We start from the raw sequence: 3,585 nt of genomic DNA on the forward strand, positions 1-3,585 counted from the left end.
CTTTAAGCTCGAACAGATCCGCAGAGCGGCCGAAATCGGTGTCGGTATCAAATCGGCATCGAATATAAGGCTCATCCCTTTGAATGACGAGAGCTCTAAAGATGCACGTAGAATAGAAGGTATCCTCAAGGATCAAAAACTCCCCTGATGAGCATGGATTTTTCGAAAGGTTAATGACACATGTGTATGTGAATATTACCAAAATATTCTCATCGATCAAGGTTCAGGTATTTCGTAAGCCTTTCCCTAACCTTCTGCTCATCCTCCTTATTCAACTTTACGGCCTCGGTCTGCCCATAATACCTTTTTGCAGCCTCGTCTCCTATCACATCCTCGATATTGAAGGTTTCATTAAGTGGGAGTTGAATGATCTTACCGATCGGTAAGATCACATAATTCCACTTGATTCCATAAAGTTCGACCGATTCGTTCATGGTATCTTCGATCAACGAGCCGAAGAATAGGATACCCCTGATCCTACCTATGGTCCTTCCGGGTTCATCCTGCTTCAAGGTCTGAAGAAGTAAGGGCTCGCTCGGCTCAAACTCGTACCTCTTATTCACAAAGAATTTATTCACTTCAAATAACCTTTTGAAGGTACTGCCTTTTAACATTAAGGCGCCACATCGATCATCGATCATCGATCGGTAAAATCGAATTTAACATTTTCGAGCCCTAATGAATTTGAATAGCTTAGGATTAAATCTATGGGCCTTTCGCTATAAAGCTTTGGCAAAAAGTTAGATCGTTAAATATTACCAATCGATACGCGTAATTCTTATATCCTTCAATTGGTGTAAATTCACATGAAAAAATATTTTTTCTTTTTTAAAATTCGACACTGAATTAAGGTAGCAGATAGCCGATGATTATGAATCTATGAATTTATCTGAACGATCTTTTATAAATGAGGAAGAAGGATCGAAGTTTTATCGTAACTCCACTATCTTTAGTATAGAAATTACATGACTGAACCATATTAACTCAAAGGGAGCTCATCCATTTATTTACGGATTAAAATGTTATCTTATGTGAAAAGCTTTTCAAAGTGAATATTTAACGATCTAGATCGAACCTCTATCTCTTTGCCGAAATCGTCTTTATCTCCTCTCCATTCTTCAAGGCGATTATTTCGATCCATCGATCTATACCCGATGTAGCTACCTTCTTCTGTAATACCTCTTCTATCTGAAATACTCCCGCTGGGTTGTCCATATTCACCAATATTTTAACAGGGATATTACTCCCTTCTTGTATCTCTACACTCTTTATCGATAGGGCTGATAAAGAGTGTATATCGACCTTGCCACTCCTGTATGGGATTCTCGCCCTACCTTCGGCCATATCTGTTCCATCCGCGACCTTCGATATACCTGCTTCCATACTTAGGCACTTCACCCTTTCATCATGTGAAAATATACAATGGAGGATCTCGCTCTTCATTCTCGTAATCAGAACCCTATCATTCGGATATACTTTGGAGAGGATTCTATCGAGTATCGGATTCGTAATGTTGCAGCCGTGTATGTGGTGGGCTACTCGATGAATCGCATTCCCTATATCATGCAAGTATGTTCCACAGAGCACTATAATCGCTGCACCCTCCATATCACATATACCATCTTTAACCGTCGTTGGCACGAATCTACGGCTCAAAATTCTGAAGATCTCGAGGGCACTACCTGAGGCGATTCGAGAGTGGACTGGCCCATGATCATTATACCCTAAGCGATCTACGGCCATGCAATTTGACATTCGCAGATATGTTTGAACCTCTACATCACTCTCTAAAAGGTTGAATACCTTTTCTATGTTGGGCTCTTTTAAGTGTGAATAGATCAGATTCGGTGAAACCAGAACCAAATCCTCCACCTTAACCCTACATAAATTAGTATTAGACCGATTAAAAGGTTGATCGGGATAGTAAATGTAGATCGGTAGAGGATGCGATAAACTTTTAGCCATGAATCTATTTAACCAATCTATAAAGATGATATAAAATGAAGACTTCACAGATATCTGGCTTTTATAAGTTGAGTCCACGTGAGAGGCTGAATATAGTAAAAGAGTTCGCAGGTCTGACCGATGAAGAAGCGGAATTGATTCACTCTATGTCTGGATTGAAGTTGGATTTGGCAAACCGTATGATCGAAAATGTAATCGGTGGTATCACCATCCCGCTCGGGATTGCGGTCAACTTTCTCATCAACAATAAGGATTATTTGATCCCAATGGCCTTAGAAGAGCCTTCGGTAGTCGCTGCGGCGAGTAATGCTGCCCGAATGGCTAGGGTGAAGGGTGGATTCTTCGCTACAGCATCGGATTCGTTGATGATCGGTCAGATTCAGGTGGTAAATGTGAAGGATCCATACAATGCACGTATGAAGATACTGTCTGCCAAAGATGAATTGATCACAAAGGCGAATGAACAGGATAAACTTCTGATCTCTTTAGGTGGTGGGGCAAGAGATCTGAATGTTAAAGTGATCCATACAAAAACTGGCAGTATGGTTATTGTAGAGTTGATCGTCGATTGTAAGGATGCAATGGGTGCGAATATCGTCAATACGATGGCAGAAGCTATTGCACCGATGATCGAAAGAATCTCAAATGGCAGAGTATTGTTAAGAATCGTCTCCAACCTCGCTACGTTAAGGTTGGCAAGGGCTAGGGCGGTCTTCGATAAAAATGTGATCGGTGGTGAAGAAGTTGTCGATGGTATCATCCAAGCTTACTCATTCGCCGAATCCGATCCTTACCGTTGTGCAACACATAACAAAGGGATTATGAATGGTATAGTGGCTGTAGGTATAGCTACTGGCCAGGATATAAGGGCTTTGGAGGCTGGCGCACATAGTTACGCAGCCTTCAGAGGATCATACAAACCACTCACTACCTGGGAGAAGAATGAAGATGGAGATTTGGTTGGTACGATAGAACTCCCTCTAGCAGTGGGTCTGGTAGGTGGTGCTACAGCCGTACATCCCGTAGCTAAAGTTTGTATAAAGATACTTGGTGTGAAGACCGCTAAGGAGTTGGCCGAGGTCATGGCCTCTGTAGGTTTGGCCCAGAACTTCGCCGCACTGAGAGCTTTAGTTACAGAAGGCATACAGAAAGGCCATATGAAACTTCACGCGAGGAATATCGCTATAATGGCTGGAGCCCACGGTGAATTGATCGATTTAGTAGCACAGAGAATGGTTGAAGAGAGAAGGATCAAAATGGACCGTGCTTTAGAACTCGTTCGTGAACTTAAGAAAAGTGAATAAACTTAAAGATTCAACTTCGGCTTAAAATGATTGGAGTTAATAGAGTAGTAAGAAGGATTAAGTACGTTCGAATTTGGATGTTAATCGAATCGCCCTTGACCATATCTTAATCGCAATAAAGATTTCAGCGATGATTATCGCTATACTTAAGTAGAGAAGTGTCAAGATAAGAGGGTCGCTACCCTTCGTATACCCTTCGAATTTTATCTTTATCAACATGCTTTTCTCATCGATTACGAAGATTCGAGTAGCATTAACACCATCAACTTCAACTATCACTTTAAATCTACCACCCATCGGTAAAGAGACGTTCTTC

The 3,585-nt window shown here is 41.4% G+C and carries 4 protein-coding genes; 1 reads left to right on the forward strand and 3 read right to left on the reverse strand.

What is annotated here, in order from left to right; translation table 11 throughout:
- Positions 1–209 precede the first annotated feature (209 nt).
- Entirely contained in the window at positions 210–614 is a 405-nt protein-coding gene (locus NZ896_06605; GenBank protein MCS7117116.1) for a hypothetical protein, read from the reverse strand.
- Between the two features lie 463 nt (positions 615–1,077).
- Complete coding sequence (locus NZ896_06610) at positions 1,078–1,863, reverse strand: hypothetical protein (protein ID MCS7117117.1); 786 nt, start codon at positions 1,861–1,863, stop codon at positions 1,078–1,080.
- A gap of 137 nt (positions 1,864–2,000) precedes the next feature.
- Between NZ896_06610 and NZ896_06615 the strand changes: the two genes are divergently transcribed.
- Entirely contained in the window at positions 2,001–3,269 is a 1,269-nt protein-coding gene (locus NZ896_06615; GenBank protein MCS7117118.1) for a hydroxymethylglutaryl-CoA reductase, degradative, read from the forward strand.
- Between the two features lie 57 nt (positions 3,270–3,326).
- Here NZ896_06615 and NZ896_06620 read toward each other — a convergent pair.
- Positions 3,327–3,585 (reverse strand): hypothetical protein (locus NZ896_06620; GenBank protein ID MCS7117119.1); only part of this gene is annotated, 259 nt, incomplete at its 5' end.

It is taken from the genome of Nitrososphaerales archaeon, from assembly GCA_025058425.1.
Lineage (GTDB): Archaea > Thermoproteota > Nitrososphaeria > Nitrososphaerales > JANXEG01 > JANXEG01.